General features: G+C 66.4%; 17 protein-coding genes and 1 pseudogene. 9 read left to right on the forward strand and 9 right to left on the reverse strand.

Annotation, left to right across the window (positions count from 1 at the left end; all coding sequences use genetic code 11):
- The first annotated feature begins 237 nt into the window (after positions 1-237).
- The 5 genes from AC13F7_RS15930 to AC13F7_RS15950 all read left to right on the forward strand — a co-directional run bounded on the left by AC13F7_RS15930 (position 238) and on the right by AC13F7_RS15950 (position 3,924).
- Complete coding sequence (locus AC13F7_RS15930; protein ID WP_483002044.1) at positions 238-603, forward strand: hypothetical protein; 366 nt, start codon at positions 238-240, stop codon at positions 601-603.
- Positions 578-1,786 (forward strand): hypothetical protein, encoded by a 1,209-nt coding sequence (locus AC13F7_RS15935; protein WP_483002046.1) that lies wholly within the window; start codon positions 578-580, stop codon positions 1,784-1,786. Before AC13F7_RS15930 ends, AC13F7_RS15935 begins: the two co-directional genes overlap by 26 nt.
- A gap of 130 nt (positions 1,787-1,916) precedes the next feature.
- Positions 1,917-2,639: a CoA transferase subunit A gene (locus tag AC13F7_RS15940; protein WP_483002048.1), complete on the forward strand. Its 723-nt coding sequence runs from the start codon at positions 1,917-1,919 to the stop codon at positions 2,637-2,639.
- A gap of 1 nt (position 2,640) precedes the next feature.
- Positions 2,641-3,273 carry a CoA transferase subunit B gene (locus AC13F7_RS15945; RefSeq protein WP_483002050.1) on the forward strand — a complete coding sequence of 211 codons (633 nt, stop codon included), beginning with the start codon at positions 2,641-2,643 and terminating at the stop codon, positions 3,271-3,273.
- Between the two features lie 60 nt (positions 3,274-3,333).
- Positions 3,334-3,924 carry an alpha-ketoglutarate-dependent dioxygenase AlkB family protein gene (locus AC13F7_RS15950; protein WP_483002052.1) on the forward strand — a complete coding sequence of 197 codons (591 nt, stop codon included), beginning with the start codon at positions 3,334-3,336 and terminating at the stop codon, positions 3,922-3,924.
- On the opposite strand, the gene AC13F7_RS15955 is transcribed toward AC13F7_RS15950, so the two are convergent.
- From AC13F7_RS15955 to AC13F7_RS15970, 4 genes are read right to left on the reverse strand one after another with little or no spacing between them, the layout of a single operon-like run.
- Positions 3,902-4,561, reverse strand: a complete 660-nt coding sequence (locus tag AC13F7_RS15955) for an ABC-type transport auxiliary lipoprotein family protein (protein ID WP_483002054.1) — start codon at positions 4,559-4,561, stop codon at positions 3,902-3,904. The two genes, AC13F7_RS15950 and AC13F7_RS15955, sit on opposite strands and share 23 nt — an antisense overlap.
- Positions 4,558-5,484 carry an MlaD family protein gene (locus tag AC13F7_RS15960; protein WP_019182569.1) on the reverse strand — a complete coding sequence of 309 codons (927 nt, stop codon included), beginning with the start codon at positions 5,482-5,484 and terminating at the stop codon, positions 4,558-4,560. The genes AC13F7_RS15955 and AC13F7_RS15960 overlap by 4 nt, the downstream gene beginning before the upstream one ends.
- Positions 5,485-5,487: 3 nt before the next feature.
- Positions 5,488-6,318 carry an ABC transporter ATP-binding protein gene (locus AC13F7_RS15965; protein ID WP_481470281.1) on the reverse strand — a complete coding sequence of 277 codons (831 nt, stop codon included), beginning with the start codon at positions 6,316-6,318 and terminating at the stop codon, positions 5,488-5,490.
- A gap of 3 nt (positions 6,319-6,321) precedes the next feature.
- Complete coding sequence (locus AC13F7_RS15970; protein ID WP_481470282.1) at positions 6,322-7,473, reverse strand: ABC transporter permease; 1,152 nt, start codon at positions 7,471-7,473, stop codon at positions 6,322-6,324.
- A gap of 121 nt (positions 7,474-7,594) precedes the next feature.
- On the opposite strand from AC13F7_RS15970, the gene AC13F7_RS15975 reads away from it, so the two are divergent.
- Positions 7,595-8,854 carry a threonine/serine exporter family protein gene (locus AC13F7_RS15975; protein ID WP_481470283.1) on the forward strand — a complete coding sequence of 420 codons (1,260 nt, stop codon included), beginning with the start codon at positions 7,595-7,597 and terminating at the stop codon, positions 8,852-8,854.
- A gap of 90 nt (positions 8,855-8,944) precedes the next feature.
- On the opposite strand, the pseudogene AC13F7_RS15980 reads toward AC13F7_RS15975, so the two are convergent.
- The 3 genes and pseudogenes from AC13F7_RS15980 to AC13F7_RS15990 all read right to left on the reverse strand — a co-directional run.
- Positions 8,945-9,319, reverse strand: a pseudogene (locus tag AC13F7_RS15980) (H-NS histone family protein); the annotation flags it as partial.
- A gap of 152 nt (positions 9,320-9,471) precedes the next feature.
- Complete coding sequence (locus tag AC13F7_RS15985; RefSeq protein ID WP_481470284.1) at positions 9,472-11,163, reverse strand: proline--tRNA ligase; 1,692 nt, start codon at positions 11,161-11,163, stop codon at positions 9,472-9,474.
- 98 nt (positions 11,164-11,261) lie between these two features.
- Complete coding sequence (locus tag AC13F7_RS15990) at positions 11,262-11,636, reverse strand: DUF4124 domain-containing protein (RefSeq protein WP_483002057.1); 375 nt, start codon at positions 11,634-11,636, stop codon at positions 11,262-11,264.
- A 73-nt stretch (positions 11,637-11,709) separates the two neighbouring features.
- Between AC13F7_RS15990 and pssA the strand changes: the two genes are divergently transcribed.
- Genes pssA through rimI form a run of 3 tightly spaced genes read left to right on the forward strand, consistent with a single transcriptional unit; the run spans position 11,710 to position 13,462 of the window.
- A complete protein-coding gene (gene pssA / locus AC13F7_RS15995; RefSeq protein ID WP_123731220.1) occupies positions 11,710-12,489 on the forward strand; it encodes a CDP-diacylglycerol--serine O-phosphatidyltransferase in 780 nt (259 codons plus the stop codon).
- Entirely contained in the window at positions 12,486-12,968 is a 483-nt protein-coding gene (locus tag AC13F7_RS16000; protein WP_483002059.1) for a hypothetical protein, read from the forward strand. The genes pssA and AC13F7_RS16000 overlap by 4 nt, the downstream gene beginning before the upstream one ends.
- Positions 12,965-13,462 (forward strand): ribosomal protein S18-alanine N-acetyltransferase, encoded by a 498-nt coding sequence (gene rimI, locus AC13F7_RS16005; RefSeq protein WP_481470287.1) that lies wholly within the window; start codon positions 12,965-12,967, stop codon positions 13,460-13,462. The genes AC13F7_RS16000 and rimI overlap by 4 nt, the downstream gene beginning before the upstream one ends.
- 69 nt (positions 13,463-13,531) lie before the next feature.
- Here rimI and AC13F7_RS16010 read toward each other — a convergent pair whose 3' ends face one another.
- Both AC13F7_RS16010 and AC13F7_RS16015 read right to left on the reverse strand, forming a co-directional pair.
- The gene (locus AC13F7_RS16010; protein WP_483002062.1) at positions 13,532-14,356 is read right to left on the reverse strand and encodes an EamA family transporter; all 825 of its coding nucleotides are present in this window, start codon (positions 14,354-14,356) and stop codon (positions 13,532-13,534) included.
- A gap of 96 nt (positions 14,357-14,452) precedes the next feature.
- Positions 14,453-17,221, reverse strand: coding sequence for a valine--tRNA ligase (locus AC13F7_RS16015; RefSeq protein WP_483002064.1), 2,769 nt, complete (start codon positions 17,219-17,221; stop codon positions 14,453-14,455).
- Between the last annotated feature and the right edge of the window lie 21 nt (positions 17,222-17,242).

Genomic DNA, 17,242 nt, shown 5'->3' on the forward strand with positions numbered 1-17,242 from the left:
ATGAAGACCGTGTATGGGGTTGGATGGAGACTGTGCTGCTGTGATAGGTGTCTGGCTGGTGCCGTCGGCGGCAGCGCAGATTCGTTCGGTGTCCGGTATTCTACTGATCCGCCACGGAGGGCAGATGCGCGCTGCGTGCGGCTCCCGTCGCTCCGCTCCCTCTGCCTGCTGCCCCTCATGGACATGACTCCCTCACCTCCCGTCACCCGGTTTTCCCGCGGTCGCCTGATAGGTGCAGTGCTTATCGCACTGCTCATCGCCGGAACGCTGGCCAATGCAGCGCGTAAGTCTGATTTCGATGTCGCGTTGCTGCGCGATGCCTTCGTCGCCGATGCCGGCATCAATGCGTCGCTGCCGCAGGAGGTGGTTGACGCCCGTGCACTGCTGCAGAGGCATCCGCTGGACGAAGGAAGTGTGCTTTCACTGGGACAGGGGCTGAGGGACGATACGTTGCTGCAACAGCGCATGTGGGAAGCGCTGTTCCCCCAACGGTTCAGCGATGCCGACGCCCGTATGCGGATTCTGAGGGCAGCCGATCCTGTGGCAGCGACCTGCACGCTCATCGAAAGGAGTGGGGATGTCATCCTTGGCGACTGCGCCTGATCTTGCTGGCCGTGCGGCACTTGGCATGCTTGCCAGCGCGCTGCTGTGCTATGGCGCCGGAGCGCTGGGCTTGATGGGCTGGCCGTTGGTGGTCCTGTTCGCGGCCTTCCTCGGCTGTGGACTGCTTTCCCTTGCTGCCCTGCGTGATGGACGCGTCGCCATTGTCGTGTCGATCGTTGCCGTGTTGGTGGTGATCTCATTGGGCAGCCCCGGGGATGACTGGGACCCGCGCTCGATCTGGCTGTTCCATGCCAAGCGCATCTATCTGGAGGGCACACTGTATGCCCAGCTGGATGACTATGCGCCGTGGAGCCACAATGACTATCCGGTGCTGGTTCCGCTTCTCATGGCATCAGCGGCGAAACTGGTCGGACAGTGGAATGAGTTGTTCCCCAAGGCCATTGCTCCCCTGTTGCTGTTGCCGGCACTGCTCCTGATCGGGTCAAGCCTGCGTTCGCGGCAGTGGCTCGCGCTGTTTGTGCTGGGTCTGCTGTTGATGGGCGGGGAGATGCTTGTCAACGGTTACCTGGACGTCGCGGTCGCAGTGTATGCGGTTGCCGCGCTGGCCACCGCCATGCGGTTGCGCGAGGCGCGAGGCGCACCGCGCGGGGTCGACCTGCTTGCTTTCGCGCTGGTGATCGCAGTGCTGTCGCTGCTGAAGAACGAGGGCGTGGTCGTCGCAGGCGTTGTGGTGGGCGTTGTGTTGTTTGAAGGGCTGGTGCGGGAGCGGCGTCTGTACTGGAAGGTGGCACTTGCTTTCGGCGTTGCGGTGCTGCCGCTGCTGGCATGGATGTTTGCTGTCAGCAGCGCCGGGGTCGGCAACGATCTGGCCACGACCGACATGAAGGCGCAGGCCTGGGCTCGGCTGAGCGAGCAGGGGGGGAGCGCGCTGATTCTCAAGCGGCTGCTGGTACCTGAGTGGGTGTTGCTGCCGTTGCTCGTGATGGCCGTGATGTGGCGGCGCAGCGTCCGGCAGCCGACCGTGGTCGTTGCGATCCTGGCGGCGCTGGCCTATGGCATCGTTCTGTACTTGGTGTATCTGGGCACGCCGCATGACCTGAACTGGCACCTGCGCACCAGTGTCAGCCGTACCCTGATGCCGGTGATGATGTTGCTGGTGTATGCCTTGGTCGTGCTGATGGACCGGCGCACGGCCCAGAACAGGTCGACGTCAGTGGCCTGATCGGGCGCGATGACGGCCTTGTGCTACAGGCCGTCACTGCACTGCTGAAGCGTGATGCTGCGCCGCATCCCAGCGGATGTCCAACGTGCCGCTAGAATGCGGGTACCTTTATCGTTTGGGTAGCAGAGCAATGCACAAGTCCAGTTCGGGCGGCAAGCGTTATGGCAGCGCCGCCGAGGCGCTGCAGGGCGCTGTCGCCGATGGTCAGACCCTGGCGGTCGGCGGGTTCGGCCTGTGCGGTATCCCCGAGGCACTGATCGCCGCGCTGCGCGATACCGGTGCCAAGGATCTGACCGTGATCTCCAACAATGCGGGCGTGGATGGCTTTGGCCTCGGCCAGCTGCTGACCACCCGCCAGATCCGGAAAATGATCTCGTCCTATGTGGGGGAGAACAAGGAATTCGAACGCCAGTACCTGGCCGGTGAGCTGGAGCTGGAGTTCAACCCGCAGGGCACCCTGGCCGAACGGCTGCGTGCCGGCGGCGCCGGCATCCCGGCCTTCTTCACCGCCACCGGCTACGGCACGGTGGTGGCCGAGGGCAAGGAGACCCGCGAGTTCGACGGCAAGCACTATGTGATGGAGACCGCGCTGCGCGCGGACATCGCACTCGTCAAGGCCTGGAAGGCCGACGAGGCCGGCAACCTGGTGTTCCGCAAGACCGCGCGCAACTTCAGCCCGGCCTGTGCGATGGCCGGCAAGCTGTGCATCGTGGAAGTGGAGGAGGTGGTGCCGGTAGGCAGCATCGATCCGGACCAGGTGCACCTGCCGGGCATCTACGTGCACCGCATCGTGCACAACCCGCATCCTGAAAAGCGTATCGAACAGCGAACCGTGCGCCAGGAGGCGAACTGAGATGGCCTGGACCCGCGATGAAATGGCAAAACGCGCCGCGCGCGAACTGACCGACGGCGCGTACGTGAACCTGGGCATCGGCCTGCCGACCTTGGTCGCCAACCACATTCCCGACGGCGTGGATGTGTGGCTGCAGTCCGAGAATGGCCTGCTGGGCATCGGCCCGTTCCCGACCGAGGTCGAGGTGGATGCAGACCTGATCAATGCCGGCAAGCAGACGGTGACCGCGCGTGCGGGTGCCAGCTACTTCGGGAGCCACGACAGCTTCGCGATGATCCGCGGCGGCCACATCAACCTGGCCATCCTCGGCGCGATGCAGGTGACCGACAAGGGCGACCTGGCCAACTGGATGGTGCCTGGCAAGATGGTCAAGGGCATGGGCGGGGCGATGGATCTGGTTGCCGGCGTGCAGCGCGTGGTGGTGCTGATGGAGCACACCGCCAAGAGCGGCGAGCACAAGATTCTGCCCGAGTGCACTCTGCCGCTGACCGGTGTGGGCGTGGTCGATCGCATCATCACCGAGCTGGCCGTGTTCGATGTCACCGACAAGGGATTGGTCCTGGTCGAGGCGGCCCCGGGCGTGGGTATCGAGGAGTTGAAGGAAAAAACGGGCGTGGCGTTCGACAATGCCTGATCGCTGTCGCCACCGTGGTGTCCGTCCATCGGGCACCACGGTGGCTCCTTAGGGAAGGCCATGGACCTGCATCTGCGCGACACTGAAGTGAGTTGGCACCGCCACTGGCTGCCCCGTGACGCCGCCGACACCCTCCAGCGCACGCTCCGCGACGACGTCCCATGGGAGGTGCACAAGATCCGCATGTTCGGCCGCCAGGTCGATTCCCCGCGCCTGAGCTGCTGGATGGGCGACCCGGCCGCGCGCTATCGCTATTCCGGCACTGAGTTCGTGCCGCAGCCCTGGCATCCGGCGTTGCTGCCGCTGCGCGATCAGCTGGCGGCCTTCTGCGGCCACGCGTTCAACAGTGTGCTGCTCAATCGCTACCGCGATGGCGATGACGGGATGGGCTGGCACAGCGACAACGAGCCCGAACTGGGGCCGGCCCCGGTGATCGCGTCAGTGAGTCTGGGCGCGCCGCGGCGGTTCCTGCTAAGGCGTCGGGACGACCATGCGAAGAAGGCCGAGGTGCTGCTGGACCACGGCGATCTGCTGGTGATGGGCGGGCAGACCCAGCGCCTTTACCAGCATTCCCTGCCGAAGAGCGCCCGGCCGCTGGCCGAGCGCCTCAATCTGACCTTCCGCTGGATCAACGCACCCGGGCAGGGGTGACCGCGCTGCGGGCGTGGTCCTGCTCGCCGGTGACCAGCGTCCAGCCCACCACGTTCGTGGTCAGCGTCTGCAGCCCCTGTTCCAGCGCGGCGGTGACCTGCGCGACGTCGGTGCTGCCCACCGGGTTTTCCTGGCGGAAGGTGCGATCGGCAACCACGCGCTGGTCGATCACGTGAATCAGCTTGGCGTTGACCTCGATCAGCGCGGTCGGCGTGGCCTGGCCACGGTAATCGGCTTCGAAGCGACGCACGTCCATCGCCAGTTTGTAGTCGGCGCGGATGCCGGTAGTGACGCGGGCCACCCCGTTGATGCGGCGCGAGTCCTCGAAGCCGCGCACCAGCGCGTCATCGAGCATGTCGGTGGCTGGCTGGGCCCAGCTCACGCCCTTGTAGACCTCCAGCTCGGAGGGGGTCGGGCGCACGTTGATGCGCGGGCTGTCGACCACGCGCGCGGCGCTGGGCTTGACCAGTACCAGCTGCCAGTCGACGGTCGGCCAGCTCGGGTCAGCCTGGATGCGGACCACGGGCGAATAGATGGTCACCGCACTGCGTTCGTTGCTGCCCAGCAGCGAGCAGCCGCCAAGCGCGGCGATCAGGGCGATCGGCAGCAGGGGCCGGAAGAAGGTCGGGCGGCTCATTTGGGTTCGAACTCCTTGGGTGCGTCACGGCCGAGCAGGTAGCGTGCCGGGTTGTTGTCCAGGCGGTCGCTGACCCGGCGCAGGTCGCGGATCAGGCCGCGCAGCTCGGTCAGGGTCGGGCCGAGCTGGGCCAGGCCATCGTTGGCGAAGCTGTTGATCGCAGCGCGGTTCTCGCCAAGGATCGAGTCGGCGTTGCCGGCGGCCGAGTCCAGCTTGCTCAGCGTGGTCTCCAGCTTGTCCAGGATCGGCGGCAACTGCTGCACCAGATTCTTGTCCAGGCGCTGGATGGTGCCGTTGGTGCTCTTCAGGGTGACATCCAGGCTGCGCGCGGCATCGCGCGCGCTGAGCAGCAGCGCCTGGGTGCCCTGGTCACGGTCGGCTAGGCCGCCGCTGATGGTTTCCAGGTTGGCCAGGGTCGCGTTGATGCTGGCCACGTTGCGGTCGCTGAGCACCTGGTCCATGCGCTCGACGATGCGGTTGGCTACATCGGTGATGTTCTGCAGCGCTGACGGGGTGGTCGGGATGATCGGGGCCGGATCCTTGTTGACCGCAGTCAGCGCGGGCGACTGGGGCGTACCGCCGCTGAGCTGGATGATCGAGGGGCCGGTCAGGCTGGTGATCGCGAGCTTGGCGCGGGTGTCGGTCTTGACCGGGGTATTGGAGTTCAGGCGGATCCGCGCGACGACCTGGCGCGGATCGTCCGGCACCAGGTTCAACTCGGTGATCGAGCCGACCGCGATGCCGTTGTACTGCACCGGGCTGCCCACCGACAGGCCGGTGACGGCCTCGCGGAAGACCACGCGGTACTCGGTCCAGGTGCGGTCGGAGGAGTACTTGGCGGCCCACAGGCCGAAGGCCAGCAGCGCCAGGCCCACTATCAGGGTGAAGGCGCCGATCAGGACGTAATTGGCTTTGGTTTCCATGGCTTACTCGCTCTCGTGCTTTGCATCGCGCGCAGCACGCGCGCGCGGTCCGTGGAAGTACTCCTGGATCCACGGGTGGTCCAGTTGTTCGATCTCGTGCAGCGGGGCATTGGCGATGACTTTCTTGTCGGCCAGCACCGCCACCCGGTCACAGATCGCATACAGCGTGTCCAGATCGTGTGTGATCAGGAAGACAGTCAGGCCCAGCGCTTCCTGCAGGGTCTTGATCAGGCGGTCGAAGGCGGCCGCGCCGATCGGGTCCAGACCGGCGGTGGGCTCATCCAGGAACAGCAGCGGCGGGTCCAGCGCCAGCGCCCGGGCCAGGCCGGCGCGCTTGCGCATGCCGCCGGACAGCTGCGAGGGCAGCTTGTTGATCGCATCGGCGGGCAGGCCGGCCAGCTTCACCTTGAGCAGGGCCAGTTCGTAATGCCAGCGCTCGGGCAGCTCGCCGTGATGTTCCTTCAGCGGCACCTGCACGTTCTCGCCCACGGTCAGCGAGGAGAACAGCGCACCATCCTGGAACAGCACGCCGGTGTTGCGCTCGATATGCAGGCGGTTGGCCGGGTCGCCGGAGCGGGCATCGACGCCCAGCACCTCGATCTGGCCATCATCCGGCGTGCGCAGGCCCAGGATGCTGCGCATCAACACCGACTTGCCGGTGCCCGAGCCGCCGACCACACCGAGGATCTCGCCGCGACGCACGTCCAGGTCCAAGCCGTCGTGCACGACCTGCGCGCCGAAACGGTTGGTCAGCCCGCGCACGCGGATCAGCAGTTCACCGTCATCGGTGGCGGCGGCGTCGCGGTCCGGGGTGGGGGCGGTATCGGTGATCATCGGTTACCAGCCCATCTTCATGAACCACAGCGCGGCGAACGCGTCGAGGATGATCACCAGCGAAATGGCCTGCACCACACTGGAGGTGGTGCGCTCGCCGACCGACTGTGCGGTGCCTTCCACCTTCAGACCTTCCAGGCAGCCGATCAGGCCGATCACCAAGGCGAACACCGGGGCTTTGGCCAGACCCACCAGCATGTTGCGCACTTCCATGGTGTCGTGCATCCGCGCGATATACATCTGCGGCGGGATATCCAGATCGAACGCGCCGACGGTGATGCCACCGGCCAGACCGGCGATCATCGCAATGAAGGTCAGCAGCGGCAGGGTAATCAACAGGGCGGTCAGCCGCGGCAGCACCAGCAGATCGACGGGGTCCAGCCCCAGGGTCTTCATGGCGTCGATTTCTTCGCGGGCCTTCATCGCACCAATCTGCGCGGTGAACGCACTGGCGGTGCGGCCGGCCAGCACGATCGCGGTCAACAGCACCGCGAACTCGCGCAGGAAGGCGATGCTGACCAGCTCGACCACATAGATCTCCGCGCCGAAGTCGCGCAGGATCGTGGAGCCGAGGAAGGCAATCACCGCGCCCACCAGGTAGGACAGCAGGGCGACCAGCGGCACCGCATCCAGGCCGACCTGTTCCATCTGGGCGACGGTGGCGGTGAGACGGAATCGGCGCGGTTCCTTGATCAACCGCGCACCCTTGACCAGGTTCTCGCCCAGGAAACTGGCCAGCGCCACGATGTTGTGGCCCATGCCGTGCACGCTGACACCGAGCCGTTCCAGCGCGGCCAGCACGCCGAAATCGCGCTTGGCCTTGGGCCGGTCGTCAGCGACTTCCTCGATGGTGGAAACCAGCGCGCGATGCTCCTCGCGGAACGTCACCGCGTCCTCGCCCAGATCGGCGCGATGCGCTACACGCAGCAGTTGCAGCACGCCGGCCGAGTCCAGCGCGGTGATCCCGCTGGCGTCCAGACCGGTCACCTTTTCCGGAAGCCCGCGCAGCACTTCGGCCGCGTCCAGCGCGGTGCGTAATGTCCAATGGCCAGACAACCGGATCAGGCCGGGGTCCTGGGCATCCTGCTCGAGATGGGGGGCTTGGTCTGAGGTCATGTAGGCGTCCTGCGCGCAGCATACCCTGTCCGGGTGCATGGCTCGCGTATGCGCCGGATGGGGCTGACCGCGTCGCTCGGCAACACCCGGGCCACCAGGCCGCGATGCGATGACACCGGGATTCTTCAGGCCGGGGCGTGTTCGGGTAATACTACGCCGCATGTCTGCCGACGCCCCCACCATCGTTGCACCACCGGCCACCTACGCACAGCGCGTGGCCTTCGTTTCGGAAATGGCCGGGCGCCTGCACAGCTATGGCACCACCGCACAGCGGCTGGAAGCGGCCGTGGTCGCGCTGGCGCAACGCCTGGACCTGGATTGCGAGCCGTGGTCGAACCCGACCGGCCTGATCCTGAGTTTCAGCGACCCCACCAAGGCGATCGGTTCGTCGGACATCACCCGCGTGATCCGACTGGCACCGGGCGAGAACGACCTGCATAAACTCAGCATCGCCGACCAGATCACCGATGCGGTGGCCAACGGCACCATGAGCATCGCGCAGGGCCATACCGCGTTGCGCCAGCTGGACAAGGATCCGGGCCGCTGGGGCAAGATCCGCACCATTCTTTCTTACAGCCTGGGCGCGGCAGGCGTGGCCGGTCTGTGGAAGCTGCCGTGGCTGGACATCGCCACCGCTGGCGTGATCGGCCTGCTGATCGGCGTCATGGGCATGTATACCGACCGCCGCCCGGCCACGCGCGAGGCCAATGAAGCACTGGCGGCGCTGCTGGCCGGCTCGGTGGCGACGCTGGTGGCTTCCTTCGTCGGGGCGCTCAACCTCAACACGGTGATCATTGCCTCGCTGGTGGTGCTGCTGCCCGGGATGTCGCTGACCAACGCGGTCAACGAGCTGGCCAGCCAGCATTGGGTCTCCGGCACGGCGCGGTTTGCCGGTGCGGTGACCACGATCCTGAAACTGACGGTGGGCGCAGTGATCGCGGTGACGCTGTCGGGCATCGTCGGGCTGGAGCCGCTGGTCCGCGCCTCGCGGCCGCAGGCCGATTGGGTGGAATGGGGCGCGTTGCTGCTGGCGGCGTTCGCGTTCGCGATGTTGTTCAAGGCCAACCGCCGCGATTTCCCCTGGGTGATGGCGGCGGCCGTTGCCGGTTATGCGATCTCGAAATTCGCCGGACAGGCGTGGGGCATCCCGGCCGGCATTTTCATGTCCGCGATGCTGCTGACCGCCGCCGGCAATCTGTTTGGTCGGTTGGCGCAGCGCCCGGGCGCGATCATCCGCCTGCCCGGCATCATCATGCTGGTGCCCGGCAGCACCAGCCTGCGCGGCGTGCTGACCCTGGTCCAGCAGCAGGACATGAGCGCCGGCCAGACCGTGCTCATGACCGTGCTCAACGTAGTGATGGCACTGGTGGCCGGTCTGCTGTTCGGCAATCTGCTGATCCCGGCACGCAAGAATCTCTGACCACCCCGGTCACCGCGCGCTCGATCAACGGGGACGAAAACGCCGGCGCGAGGCCGGCGTTTTCATGTGCAGCAGTGACTCACCGGCTTACTTCTTGATCAGGAACTCTTCGACCTTCTTGCCCTTGGCGGTATGCGCAGCCAGCCAGCGCGGCTGCTTGCCACGGCCGGTCCAGGTTTCCTTGGGGTTGGCAGGGTTGCGGTACTTCGGGGCTACCTTGCCAAGCTTGCGAACGGCCTTGGCCGGCGCCTTGGTGGCCTTGCTCGCGGCACGGCCACGTGCGGCCGGGGCGGCGCCGCCGAACAGCTCTTCCACCGAATAGCCTTGGGCCTTGGCCAGCTTGGTGAGCTGTGCGCGGACCTTGGTGATCGCCGGACGCTTGGCGACGATGGTCTGCTGCTTCTTGGCGTTCTTGATCAGCGCGCCCAGCTCTTTGGCGGACAGGCCGCTCAGGTCGATACTCATCTACTACTCCGCAATATATTAAGGACAGGGTGAGCCGGTCCTTGGCATCGGAAACAGCATACATTCTCTTTTGCGAAATACACAAACAAGCCGGACATATTGAAACCGGCGGCACCATTGAAAAGGCCGGGATATTGCACCCGGCCCTGTCATTACTTCGTCAATCTGGCCAGCAGTGCGTCCCGATCCAGGACCTCCGCTTCGGCCGCGCTGCGCGCGCGGTACTCGAATGTGCCGGCAGCGACGCCGCGCTCGGACACCACGATCCGATGGGGTACGCCGATCAATTCCATGTCGGCGAACATCGCACCCGGGCGCAGGCCACGATCATCCAGCGCCACATCCAGGCCGGCAGCCTGCAGCTGCGCGAGCAGTTCGGCGGCGGTGGCCGACACGGTCTCGTCCTGCTTGGGGTTGATCATGCAGACCACGACCTGCCACGGTGCCATCGCATCGGGCCAGATAATGCCGGCGTCGTCGTGATTCTGTTCGATCGCCGCGGCGACGATGCGCGAAATGCCGATGCCGTAGCAGCCCATCGCCAATACCGCGGCCTTGCCGTTTTCGTCGAGCACGGTCGCATTCAACGCCTGCGCATACTGGCGGCCGAGCTGGAACACGTGGCCGACTTCGATGCCGCGCGCGATTTTCAGTTCACCACCATCGGCGGCGCGATCACCGGCCTTGGCGTTGCGGATGTCCGCCACTTCCGGCTCGGGCAGGTCACGGCCCCAGTTGACGCCGGCGATATGGAAACCGGCTTCATTGGCACCGATGACGAAATCGGCCAGCGCGGCGACGTCGCGGTCGGCCACGATGCGGATCGGCTGTGCCGGGTTGAGCGGGCCGAGGAAGCCCGGCTCGCTGCCGAGGTGCGTGGCGATTTCCGCCTCGCTGGCCATGCGGTAGCCCTGCAGACCCGCGACCTTGCCGAGTTTGATTTCATTGACGTCGTGATCGCCGCGCACCAGCGCCAGCACGAAACCGGCTTCGCTCATGATCGCGATCGACTTGACCGTGCGCTCCAGCCCCAGGCCGAGCAGAGCGGCCACGGCTTCACAGGTTTTCTGCGTGGGCGTATCGATTCTGCGCAGCGCTTCGCTGGCGGCCGGGCGCTCGCCCGGAGCCGCGGCGATGGCCGCTTCCATATTGGCCGCGTAATCCGAGCCGGTGGAAAACACCAGGGCGTCTTCGCCCGAATCGGCGATCACGTGGAACTCCTGTGACGCATCGCCACCGATCGCACCGGAGTCGGCCTGCACCATGCGGAAATCCAGACCCAGGCGGGTGAAGATACGGCTGTAGGCCGATTTCATATTCTCGTATTCGCGCACCAGGCACTCATCGTGCAGGTGGAAGGAATACGCATCCTTCATGAGGAATTCGCGTGAGCGCATCACGCCGAAGCGCGGGCGGATCTCATCGCGGAACTTGGTCTGGATCTGGAAGAAGTTGACCGGCAGCTGCTTGTAGCTGGACAGTTCCTGGCGCGCGAAGTCGGCGGCGGCCTCTTCAGCGGTCGGGCTGTAGCAGAACACCTGCTCCTTGCGATCCTTGATCTTCAGCAGCTGCGGACCGAACTTCTCCCAGCGGCCGGTGGCTTCCCACAGTTCCTTGGGCTGGATGGTCGGGATCTGGAATTCCACCGCACCGGCACGCTCCATTTCCTCACGCACGATGCGCTCGACCTTGCGCAGCACGCGCAGGCCCAGCGGCGACCAGGTGTACAGCCCCGAGGCCAGCTTGCGGATCATGCCCGCGCGCAGCATCAAGCGGTGGCTGGTCAGCTCCGCGTCGCTGGGGGTTTCCTTGGTGGTGTGCAGGTGGAACTGGGAGAGGCGCATCGTCGGCTTCGCTGAACGGCAGAAGCCGATATTCTGCCAGTCCGGCCGCCACGATGGGTGCTGGGGGCGGTTTTAGCCCCTCAGCCGGGCTGCCTGGCTCAGGCCTTGGGCGTGCAGTAGGCCTGGATGGCGGCCTCGGCCAGCGTTTTCTGGGCGCTGCGTTGCGCGTCGGTCAAGGTGGCATCGGGCTTGCCGTCACCATCGGTGTCCTGCATCACCTTGCCCGGCCCGTTGAGCAGGGTGAGGTTGCTGCGGGCGCTGGTGCACTCCTTGTTTTCCGCCGGGGCGGCCGCCGTCTCGCGCGGGGGTGGGTCGCGGTGCTCGACCTGGCGGGCCTCGTATGCCTGCCCGGCCGGCGGCTTCTCCGAGTACTGGGTCACGCCATTGGCGTCTTTCCACTTATAGACGTTGCCGGCGCTGGCCGTGGCGCTGGCGAGCAGCAGCAGGGCGCTCAGACGGGACAGGGCACGCATGGCAACTCCGGGAACGGGGCAGAAGCGCGATTGCAGCACCCCGGGGCCGGTGCTGGCAAGCTAAACTCCCCACATGGATCAGATGAAACCCCCGCCGCGCTCGCGCAGCATTTACCTGCTGCCCAACCTGTTCACCACCGCAGGCCTGTTCGCTGGCTTCTACGCGATCATCGCCGCGGCCAATGGCGACTTCGTCAATGCCGCCGTCGCCGTGTTCGTCGCGGCGGTCATGGATGGCCTGGACGGCCGCGTGGCCCGCCTGACCGGCACCAGCAGCGAATTCGGCGTTCAGTACGACTCCTTGGCCGATCTGGTCAGCTTCGGCATGGCCCCGGCCCTGGTGATGTACCACTGGTCGCTGTCCTGGCTGAAGTTCGACGACCCGGTGATGGGCCGCGTCGGCTGGGCGGTCGCCTTCCTGTATGCCGCCTGCGCTGCACTGCGCCTGGCCCGTTTCAATACCCAGGTCAGCGTGGTCGATAAACGCTGGTTCATCGGTCTGGCCAGCCCGGCCGCTGCGGGCCTGATGATGTCCTTCGTCTGGGCCTTCGCCGATGGCAACCTGGGCTGGGACGGCAACCAGCTGCGCTATGTCGCGCTGGGCGTAACCCTGGTGGCGGCGCTGCTGATGGTCAGCCGGATCCGCTTCTGGAGCTTCAAGGGCAGTGGCGAGCGGGGGCCGCGCGCGGACCGCGTGCCGTTCCTGGCGCTGGCCCTGGTGCCGATCGCCATCGCGATCATGGTCATTGATCTGCCGCGCGTGCTGTTCGCGGTGGGCGTGGTGTATGCCTTGTCCGGCCCGTGTTACTGGGTGTGGCAGCGCACCCGCAAGACGGTCGAGCCGAACGCGTGAGCGGGCAGGCGCTGCCGCCATTGTGGTCGCCGGCGCAGCAGTCCTGGCTGCAGGCGATGGGCTACACGGTGTTCGTCGACGGCAGTGTCGAGCCGGAGGCCGCTGCGGTACCTGATGTCCAGCTCAGCGCGGCGCCGCTCGCCGAGTCGGCTGCGCCCGTGCGCCAATCGCGGCCGGCACCGGCGGTGGATGCGCCCGCACCGGTACGCCGAAGCCCGCCGCGCACGGTCGAAGAAGGCGCGCCGCCGCCCGGCCCGGCGGCCACGCCGGCACGCGCAGGCGGAGGCCGCCGCGCCGCGGTGCGGATGCCCGATCGCCTGCAGATCGCGCTGCTGCGCGCCTCCGGCTGCAACCCGGCCGAGCCGGACACCCAGGCTTTGATGGCCAGCTGGAACCTGGACGAACTGCGCAGTAGCGCCGCCGCCAAGCGCGCGTTGTGGCCGCAGCTGCGCGCCCTGCGCAAGCGGGGCCGCCCGTGAGCGCGGTGAGCTCGCCACGGCCGTTGTCGTTGCGCGCGCTGCGCGAAAGCGACCTCAATGCCGTGATGGCGATCGAGGTGCGCGGTTACCCGTACCCGTGGACCCGCGGCATCTTCCAGGACTGCCTGCGTGCCGGTTATCCCGGCCTGGCGATGGAAGAGGATGGCCTGCTGATGGGCTACGGACTGCTCAGCATCGCCGCCGACGAAGCCCATCTCCTCAATATCTGCGTGGACCCGCTGTGCCAGTCGCGTGGTCACGGCCGCTACCTGCTGCGCGCGCTGGTGAAGCTGGCGCGCGACCATGGCGCGCACCGCGTCTTCCTCGAAGTGCGCCCGTCCAATACCTCGGCGGTGGCGCTGTACCACAGCGAGGGATTCAATGAGATCGGCCGCCGCCCGCGTTATTACCCCGCCCGCGACGGGCGCGAGGATGCGCTGGTGATGGCCATCGAGCTGGTCGACGACGACATCCAGGTAATGCCGCCGCTCTGATGTTGGGTGGCCGGCCAGCGGCCGGCACTACCGTCCACGGGTTGGCGTGCAGCCACCCATGGCGTGGCGCTACGCCATCCGCAGCACCACTGCCCCGAGCACGATCAGGCCTGCAGCGATCCAGCGTTGGCGGGTGACGCGCTCGCGCAGTACCCAGGCCGAGATCAGGATGCCGAACAGGATCGAGGTTTCGCGCAGCGCGGCGATCATGGCGATCGGCGCGACCGTCATGGCCCAGAGCGCCAGCCCGTAGGAGACCAGCGTGCCGCCGCCGCCGACGATGCCGTAGCCCCAGTTGCGACGTGCATAGTCACGCAGCGCGGCCGCACGGGTGCACAACGCCCACAGCGGCAGGGGCAGGCCGGAGAGCAGGAACAGCCACAGCGTGTAGCTCACCGCAGCGCCTGAGTGCCGTGCGCCCCATCCATCGACCAGGGTGTAGGTGGCGATGACGCCGGCATTGAGCAGCGGCAGCCACAGATGCTGGCGCGGGGTGCCGCGGGTCATGCACAGGATGCCCAGGCAGATCAGCGCGATGCCGCCCCACGCGATCCACGCCAGCCGTTCACCCAGAAACAGCGTACTGATCAACGCGACCAGGATCGGCGCGCAGCCGCGCATCAGCGGGTAGGACGCGCTCATGTCGGTCACTTGATAGGTACGTGCGACGAGCACGTAATACCCGACCTGGAGCAGGGTCGAAGCGGCCAGCCATGGCCAGCTCTGTGGTGCGGGGGCGGGCACGAACGGCAGCGCGATCGCGGCGATCAGCGCCGCCGAGCCGGTGACCAGGATCGTGGTCAACAGCGTGTCGGTGCCGCGTTTGACGATCGCGTTCCAGCTGGCATGCAGCAGGGCGGCGAACAGCACGATGCAGAACAGGGACAGCGACATCATCGGCCCAGGGTAGAGCCACCCGATGGGTGGCTGCACGTCATCCCGCCCCGGAAGGCAGCCACGCATGGCGTGGCACTACCTCCCCCCAAGCGCTTACAGCTTCGCGCGCTGCGAACGCAGGCCATCCAGCTGGGCGGTCCACTCGACCAGGCGCACGCGTTCCTGCTCGACCACGGCTGCCGGCACCTTGTCGGTGAACTTGGCCAGCTTGGTCTCGCTCTTTTCCTTCTCCGATTCCACCCGGGCGATTTCCTTGTCCAGGCGCGCGCGTTCGGCGCCCAGATCGACCAGGCCCTCCAGCGGCACCAGCAGAGTGAGATCGCCCACGATCGCCGCGGCGGCTGGCGGCGTGTCGCTGCCGTTGGCCAGCCATTCGATGCGTTCCAGCTTGAGCAGGAACGACAGCGAGGAGGTGAAGCGGGTCATGCGCGCGCGGTCATCGTCGCTGCCGCCCTGCAGCAGCAGCGGCACCAGCTTGGACGGCGGCACGTTCAACTCGCTGCGCACGCGGCGCAGGGCATTGACCATCGACTTCAGCCATTCCACGTCGGCCTCGGCGCGGGCGAAATCACCCGCGAACTCCTCGGCGGTCGGGTAGGGACGCAGCGAGATGGTGTCGTCGGTGAGGCCCAGGCGCGGGGCGACCTGACTCCACAGCTGCTCGGTGACGAACGGGGTCAGCGGGTGCAGCAGGCGCAGCAGCGCTTCGAGCACGTACAGCAGGGTGTGGCGGGTGCTGTTGGCATCCTCGGCGACGGCACCGTTGAGCGCCGGCTTGGTCAGTTCCAGGAACCAATCGCAGAATTCGTTCCAGGCGAATTCGTACAGGCACTGCGCCAGCAGGTCGAAGCGGTAGTTGGCGTAATACGTCTGCGCTTCGGCCGAGACCGCGGCCAGGCGCGCCAGAATCCAGCGCTCGGCATCGGTACGCGGCTGCGGCACGCCGGTGAAGCTGCTGCCCTCGGTGTTCATCAGGGTGAAGCGGCTGGCGTTCCACAGCTTGTTGCAGAAGTTCTTGTAGCCCTCGGCGCGGTTCATGTCGAACTTGATATCGCGGCCGTGGGTGGCCAGCGCGGCGATGGTGAAGCGCAGCGCATCGGCACCATGGGCGATGATGCCCTCCGGGAATTCGCGGCGCGTCGCCTTCTCGATCTTCGGCGCATCCTTGGGCTTCATCAGCCCGGTGGTGCGCTTGGCGACCAGGTCCTCGATGGAGATGCCATCGATGATGTCCAGCGGGTCGAGCACGTTGCCCTTGGACTTGGACATCTTCTGGCCCTGCGCATCGCGGATCAGGCCGGTGATGTAGACATCCTTGAACGGAATCTTCCCGGTGAAGCTGTCGGTGGCCATGATCATGCGGGCCACCCAGAAGAAGATGATGTCGAACCCGGTGATCAGCACCGACGACGGCAGGTAGCGCTCGAAACCGCGCGCGGCCATCGCCTGCTCGTTCGGCCAGCCCAGGGTGGAGAACGGCCACAGCTGCGAAGAGAACCAGGTCTCCAGCACGTCGCTGTCCTGGTGCAGGGCAAGGTCGGCAGCGAGGTTGTTCTTCGCGCGGGCCTCGGCCTCATCACGGCCGACATAGCAGTTGCCGGCATCGTCGAACCACGCCGGAATGCGGTGGCCCCACCACAGCTGGCGGCTGATGCACCAATCCTGGATGTTCTCCATCCAGTGGCGGTAGGTGTTGATCCAGTTGGCCGGGACGAACTGGATCGAGCCGTTCTCGACCAGCTCCAGGCCGCGCTTGGCCAGCACGTCCATCTTCACGAACCACTGGTCGGTCAGGTACGGCTCGATCACCTGCTGGGTGCGATCGCCACGCGGCACCTGCAGCTTGTGCGCTTTGGTCTCGACCAGGATGCCCAGATCTTCCAGCTCGGCCAGGATCACCTTGCGCGCTTCGTAACGGTCCAGCCCGCGGTACTTCTCGGGGGCGTTGTCGTTGATCGCCGCCACCGGGGTGAACAGGTTGATCATCGGCAGGTTGTGGCGCAGGCCGACCTGGTAATCGTTGAAATCGTGCGCGGGGGTGACCTTGACCACGCCGGTACCGAACTCGCGGTCGACGTAATCATCGGCGATCACCGGGATTTCCCGATCGGTCAGCGGCAGCTTCACCATTTTGCCGATCAGGTGCGCATAGCGCTCGTCTTCCGGGTGGACCATTACGGCGGTGTCGCCGAGCATGGTTTCCGGGCGGGTGGTGGCCACGGTCAGGGTGCCGCTGCCATCGGCCAGCGGATAGCTGATCGACCACAGGAAACCGTCTTCCTCCACGCTCTCCACTTCCAGATCGGAGATGGCCGTCTTCAGCACCGGGTCCCAGTTGACCAGGCGCTGGCCACGGTAGATCAGGCCCTGCTCGTGCCAGCGCACGAAGGCCTCGACCACCGCCTCGGACGGCTGCGGGTCCATGGTGAAGGTGCTGCGCGACCAGTCGCTGGAGGTGCCCAGCCGGCGCATCTGGCGCTCGATGGTGTCACCGGACTGCCCCTTCCACTCCCACACTTTTTCGATGAAGCCGTCGCGGCCCAGCGAATCGCGGGTCTCGCCATTGCCGGCCAGCGCCAGATTGCGCGACACCACCATCTCGGTGGCGATGCCGGCATGGTCGGTACCCACCTGCCACAACGTGTCGTAGCCGCGCATCCGGTGGTAGCGCACCAGCGCATCCATCAGGGTCTGCTGGAAGGCATGGCCCATGTGCAGCGTGCCGGTCACGTTCGGCGGCGGCAGCAGGATGGTGTACGGCTCGCCCTTGCCGGACGGCTTGAAATGGCCGGCCTTCTCCCACGCGTCGTACAGCGCGGTTTCAAAGGTTTTCGGGTCGTAGCTGGAGGCGAGTTGGGTCATGCGGGAACCAGGATCGAATAC

The organism is Stenotrophomonas sp. K-6 (assembly GCF_056861555.1).

What these genes read in the sequence shown, in the direction of transcription:
- AC13F7_RS15935 (WP_483002046.1), top strand. Translation starts at nt 578, where the DNA reads ATGTCATCCTTGGCGACTGCGCCTGATCTTGCTGGCCGTGCGGCACTT.
- AC13F7_RS15940 (WP_483002048.1), top strand. Translation starts at nt 1,917, where the DNA reads ATGCACAAGTCCAGTTCGGGCGGCAAGCGTTATGGCAGCGCCGCCGAG.
- AC13F7_RS15945 (WP_483002050.1), top strand. Translation starts at nt 2,641, where the DNA reads ATGGCCTGGACCCGCGATGAAATGGCAAAACGCGCCGCGCGCGAACTG.
- AC13F7_RS15950 (WP_483002052.1), top strand. Translation starts at nt 3,334, where the DNA reads ATGGACCTGCATCTGCGCGACACTGAAGTGAGTTGGCACCGCCACTGG.
- AC13F7_RS15955 (WP_483002054.1), bottom strand. Translation starts at nt 4,561, where the DNA reads ATGAGCCGCCCGACCTTCTTCCGGCCCCTGCTGCCGATCGCCCTGATC.
- AC13F7_RS15960 (WP_019182569.1), bottom strand. Translation starts at nt 5,484, where the DNA reads ATGGAAACCAAAGCCAATTACGTCCTGATCGGCGCCTTCACCCTGATA.
- AC13F7_RS15965 (WP_481470281.1), bottom strand. Translation starts at nt 6,318, where the DNA reads ATGATCACCGATACCGCCCCCACCCCGGACCGCGACGCCGCCGCCACC.
- AC13F7_RS15970 (WP_481470282.1), bottom strand. Translation starts at nt 7,473, where the DNA reads ATGCACCCGGACAGGGTATGCTGCGCGCAGGACGCCTACATGACCTCA.
- AC13F7_RS15975 (WP_481470283.1), top strand. Translation starts at nt 7,595, where the DNA reads ATGTCTGCCGACGCCCCCACCATCGTTGCACCACCGGCCACCTACGCA.
- AC13F7_RS15985 (WP_481470284.1), bottom strand. Translation starts at nt 11,163, where the DNA reads ATGCGCCTCTCCCAGTTCCACCTGCACACCACCAAGGAAACCCCCAGC.
- AC13F7_RS15990 (WP_483002057.1), bottom strand. Translation starts at nt 11,636, where the DNA reads ATGCGTGCCCTGTCCCGTCTGAGCGCCCTGCTGCTGCTCGCCAGCGCC.
- pssA (WP_123731220.1), top strand. Translation starts at nt 11,710, where the DNA reads ATGGATCAGATGAAACCCCCGCCGCGCTCGCGCAGCATTTACCTGCTG.
- AC13F7_RS16010 (WP_483002062.1), bottom strand. Translation starts at nt 14,356, where the DNA reads ATGTCGCTGTCCCTGTTCTGCATCGTGCTGTTCGCCGCCCTGCTGCAT.
- AC13F7_RS16015 (WP_483002064.1), bottom strand. Translation starts at nt 17,221, where the DNA reads ATGACCCAACTCGCCTCCAGCTACGACCCGAAAACCTTTGAAACCGCG.